The 4,886-nt window shown below is 72.3% G+C and carries 3 protein-coding genes and 1 pseudogene; 2 read left to right on the top strand and 2 right to left on the bottom strand.

The genetic code is table 11. The features are described 5' to 3' along the window. Nucleotides 1-239 (top strand): annotated as a pseudogene (locus ABTU92_RS28510) (hypothetical protein); the annotation flags it as partial. A 119-nt stretch (nt 240-358) separates the two neighbouring features. After that, entirely contained in the window at nt 359-1,078 is a 720-nt protein-coding gene (gene fliP / locus ABTU92_RS28515; protein WP_408094954.1) for a flagellar type III secretion system pore protein FliP, read from the top strand. A gap of 33 nt (nt 1,079-1,111) precedes the next feature. Here the strand turns inward: fliP and ABTU92_RS28520 are convergent, their stop codons facing one another. Next, nucleotides 1,112-3,676 carry a hypothetical protein gene (locus ABTU92_RS28520; protein ID WP_408094952.1) on the bottom strand — a complete coding sequence of 855 codons (2,565 nt, stop codon included), beginning with the start codon at nt 3,674-3,676 and terminating at the stop codon, nt 1,112-1,114. Nucleotides 3,677-3,954: 278 nt separating this feature from the next. Next, nucleotides 3,955-4,886 (bottom strand): substrate-binding domain-containing protein (locus tag ABTU92_RS28525; RefSeq protein ID WP_408094953.1); only part of this gene is annotated, 932 nt, incomplete at its 5' end.

Below are 4,886 nucleotides of genomic sequence, written 5' to 3' on the forward strand. Positions count from 1 at the left end.
CGCCGGCCGCCGAGCCGGCCCCGCCCGCGCCACCCGCTACCGCACCGCTGGCCTTCGACGGAGCTCCCGAGCCGGCGCAGGCGACGCCCGAGCCTCCAGCCCCGCCGCCGGCCTCCGGATCCGCCGAACCGGCCCCGGCTCCCGCCCCCCAGGACTCCCCGCCGTCCGGCAAGACCGCCTACGAGAGCCTCGAAGAGGAAATGGCGAATCTGCTCGGCCGCACGCCCGGCAAGCCGTGATCCGCACCTTCGGCGGCCGCCGCGTTCGTCTCGCGACGATGGCGGCCGGAGCATTGGCGGCCCGAGCCGGGGCGACGGCCGCGGTCGCGGCGATCGCCGGCGCGCTGCCGATCACCTTGATGCTGTCGGCCGCGGCGTTGTTCACCTCTGTGCTGGTCGGGCCGGCGGCCGCGCAGGATCTCAGCCTCAATCTCGGCCAGGGCGGCGCCCTGACCGAGCGCGTGTTCCAGCTCATCGCGCTGATCACGGTGCTGTCGCTCGCACCGTCGATCCTCGTGATGGTGACGTCGTTCACCCGGATCGTCGTCGTCCTGTCGCTCCTGCGCACCGCGCTCGGCACCGCCACGGCGCCGCCCAACAGCGTGCTGATCGCGCTCGCCCTGTTCCTCACCGCCTTCGTGATGGGGCCGGCCTTCGAGCGCGCCTACGACACCGGGATCCGGCCGCTGATGAACAACGAGATCACCATGGAGCAGGCGTTCGAGCGGTCGAGCGAGCCGTTCCGCGCCTTCATGCTGAAGAACGTCCGCGAGAAGGATCTCAAGCTGTTCCTCGACATGGCGCGCGAGGCGCCGCCGGCGAGCCCGGAGAACATGTCGCTGCGCATCCTGGTGCCGGCCTTCATGATCTCCGAGCTCAAGCGCGCCTTCGAGATCGGCTTCCTGCTGTTCCTGCCCTTCCTGATCATCGACCTCGTCGTCGCCTCGGTGCTGATGTCGATGGGCATGATGATGCTGCCGCCGGCGACCATCTCGCTGCCGTTCAAGCTGATCTTCTTCGTCCTGGTCGACGGCTGGAACCTCGTCGCCGGCAGCCTGGTGCAGAGCTTCGGAAGCTGAGCCGGCGGGCGGCGCCCGCCGCCGCACCGGCGCCTACCGCCGCACCGCCGTGACCTTGCGGGAGCGGATGGCGGCGGTCGGGTCCGGGTCGGCGAGCGGTGCCCGGCTCTGGGTTCCCGGGGTGGCGCCCGGCGGACCGCCGGCGGGCGGCGCCACGGGCAACGGATCGGCGCTGAACGATCCGGTCTCGGGATAGCGTGCCCGCAGGTCGCGCAGGAACGAATCGAGCGTGTCGGTCGCGGCCACCATGCGCGAGACGGCGGCGAACTCGGGGGCGTTGGACGCGCGCGGCGCGGTCGCCACCTCGAAGGCGCGGCGATCCGGCCCGTCGGCCATCTTGGCCACGTATTTCTCGCGGAAGCGGTCGAGGCCCAGCGTGTCCTCGGCGAGCGCGTAGCCGATCGCGGCGCGCAGGAGGTCGGCGCGCTCCGGCTCGGAGAGCGGCTGCCAGTCGCGCCAGCGCTCGCCGTACATCATCTCGATCTGCTCGGCCGCCGCCTGCCAGCGCTTGGCCGACCACAGGATGTCGGCGCGCAGGCGCTGCGCCTCGTGGCCGTCGAGATTGGCGATCACCTCGATGGCGAGGTCGGGCCGGCCGACGTCGGAGAGCGCCCGCCCCTCGATCAGCAGGCGCTGGTTGCGCAGCTCGGTGGCGATGTTGGTGGTCTGGGTCGCCCGCATCGTGGCGAGCGCCCGGTCCGGCTTGCGGTTCATCAGATAGACGATGGCGAGCCGGGTCGCGACCTGGGCGCGGGCGGCGCCCTGCAGGCGATGATCGACCTGGTGCTGCAGGAGCTCGGCCGCCTGGTCGAGCAGGTCGACCGAGACCAGCCGGTCGGCGAGCCGGCGGATCATCTCGTCGCCGCGGCGGCCGATCGGGGTGAGCTCGCGGAAGTCGTAGAACAGCCCGAGCGCGTCGACGGCCGGCATGGCGTCGCCCTTGCCGGCCAGGAACAGCGTATCGAACGTCGACGCCGCCTCCTCCTGGATGCGCCGGGTGAGATCGGAGTTCGGATGCGCCGACAGCGCCGTGCGCATCACGTGGAAGGCGTCGCGATAGCGGCCCTCCTGGGTGTAGAGCCGCGCGAGCAGCTGCAGCGCCTCGATCTCGGTCTCGTCGCCGCGCCAGACCGTGGTGAGCTCCTCGAGATCGGAGATGACCTCGGTGCGCTTGAGGTCGCCGAGGTGATAACGCAGCACCGCCTCGCGCAGCCGCCCCTTGGCGGCGTCCGGCCCGGTGAGGGTGGCGACAGCGAGCCGGTAGTCGGCGAGCGCATCGCCGCTGCGACCCACGCCCTCGGCCACCTGGCCGGCGAGCACCGCGATGCGCGCCTCCATGTCCTTGTCGATGCCGAGCGTCTCGAAGGCGTGCAGCAGGTTCTGGGCGACGGCGAAGTTCTTCACCTCGACGGCGGCCCGCACGGCCTCGGCGAGGATCAGCCGCTGGAGCTGGATCGGCAGCGTCGAGACCGACGATTCGACGGTGCGCAGCTTCTCGTTGGCGTCGGCGAAGTTGCCCTGCTTGGCCGCGGCGAAGCCGCGCCAGATCTGGGCGTCGGGATGGCTCGCGACGATCGGGTTGGACAGGTCCTTGAGCGCCTCGGGGATGCGGTCGAGCATGATGTTGGCGAGCGCCCGCATGAACAGGCCGGCCGGATCGTCGGCGCCCGGCCGCTCGTCGGCGAGCGCGACGTCGATCACGCCCTTCGCCTCGGCGTACATCTCGCGGGCCAGATAGAAGCGGGCCAGATCCATCCGGGCGCCGGTGCGCCGGGTCTCCAGCGCCTCGGCGGCGGCGTTGATCAGGAGCCGGCGGCGCGGCTCGTACTCGGCCTCGCGGTCGAAGCCCCAGAGCTGCGGATCGAACACGGCCGGCCGGAACAGGCCGGTGCGGCGCCCGACCATGTCGCTCGCCGACACGGCGAGCCCGGCGGGGCGCGCGATGGTGATGCGGTCGGTGCCGAGCTCGACGGTGAGGTCGTCGGCGACCGGCTGCAGGACGACGCCGTGGCCGGAGGGCAGCACGCCGAACTCGACATAGTCCTGCGGCTGCATGAAGCCGCGCGGCGGGCCGAGGCCGGTGACGACCACCAGCGTGTCGCCCGCCTCCGGATCGACGATCCGGTGCACGGCGCGCGGGTCGTCGAACGGCACGGCCGCGGTGATCTTGCTCTGGCTCGACGGATTGCGGACGAGGGCGAGCGGACGCGGTGCCTCCATCACCTGGTCGCCGACGACGAGCGACACGGTCGCCCCGTCGATGCGCACCGTCGCGAGCCGCGGCCGCTCGAGCTTCAGGCGCAGCGCCTGGCCGTCCGGCAGCGCCATCAGCGCGGCGCTCTGCACGGTGCCGCTGCGGTCGCGGCCCAGCGCCGCGATGTCGAGCTTGGCCCGCGTGTCGAACACGACCCACAGCGCGTCGGCCCGGTTGAACACGGCGGTCGGGGTGGCGACCGAGAACGGGAAGCTGAGGATCAGGCTGTCGGCCTGGCGTCCGACCTGCATCTGCACGGCGCCGGTCGGATCCGTGGACGGCTTCACGCCTTCGATGATCGGTAGCGGCGGCTCGGCGGCCGGGGGCGGCGTCGGGGTGGGCATCGGAGCGGCGGCCGGGGCCGGCGCGGCGGGGGCCATGGCGGCCGGACCCGCGGCAGGCGCCGGCGGCGCCGCCGGGACAGGCGCCGGAGGCGCCGCCGGGACAGGTGTCGGCTTCGACGCCGGGGCGGCCGGCAGGTCGGCGAGGTCGCCCGGCGGCGGCATCGGGGCCGGAGCGATGGCGGCCGGCGCAGCCGGAGCCGGCGCTGCCGGGGTGGGCGGAACGGCTGCCTGCGGCGCTGGGCGGAGAACCGGCGCCGGTGCGCCGGGCGTCGGCGGCGTCAGGACGGCGGGCGACAGGGGCGGACGCGGCGGCGGAGCGACTGGCCGGCGCAGGTGCCGGCGCCGGCGGTGCCCATGCCCTTGGTGCCGTCGGTGACGCGCGAGACGATGTAGTTCAGCCAGTCGGACGGGACCTCACCGAAGCCCTGCGAGTTGATGATGCCGATCGCGACCGGGTCCGTGTAGTGGAACTGGAGGTAGTTCACGATCGGCGACTGGTAGCCCGTCGCGTAGCACTGGTAGAAGCCGAACCAGGTGAACCCGGCGATCGGGTAGGCGTTCGCGGTGCGCGGGTTCGGGACGATGCCCTGGAGGCTCCAATCCGTCGCCTTGAACAGGTCGTAGATGTCCCAGCGCGGGTTGGCGGCCGACATGGCGAGCTTCGCGGCGGTCACGGTCGGCGCGACGTAATAGGTCGAGCCGCTCGTGATGCTGTCCTGGTTCTGCAGGTTGGCGTTCTTCAGGCCGCCGACGACGACCGGCGCGGTGTAGTCGGTCGTCGAGTAGCCGATCGAGCCGCTCGTCGTCGTGATCTTGGCGATCACGCCGGGATTGCCGTTGCCGTTGGCGAAGTTGTTCGGGGCGCCGACGCCCGGGTACGCCGGGTTCGAGCTGAGGCACTGCGTGGTGGCGAGATCCGGCCAGTTGGTGGCGTTGGCCGAGCGATAGAACAGCGCCGGGCAGGCACCGCTGTACACGGGCGGCGAGCCGGTGGCCGAGCCGGTGCTGCGGTCGGTGAACACGAACTCGAACGAGGCGTTGTTCGGGCTGCCGTCACCCACGCCGTAGACGCCCTTGCACTGCTCGTACAGCGCGTTGGTGAACAGGAAGTTGGTGCCGCTGCCGTCCGAGCGGTGCACCACCGTGATGGTGCCGGTGCCGAGCGCCGTGCCGCCGTTGTCGGCGGTCAGGATGGCGTTGTTCCACTGGT

This window comes from Rhodoplanes sp. SY1 (assembly GCF_046000175.1).
In the GTDB taxonomy this organism is placed as follows: Bacteria; Pseudomonadota; Alphaproteobacteria; order Rhizobiales; family Xanthobacteraceae; genus Rhodoplanes.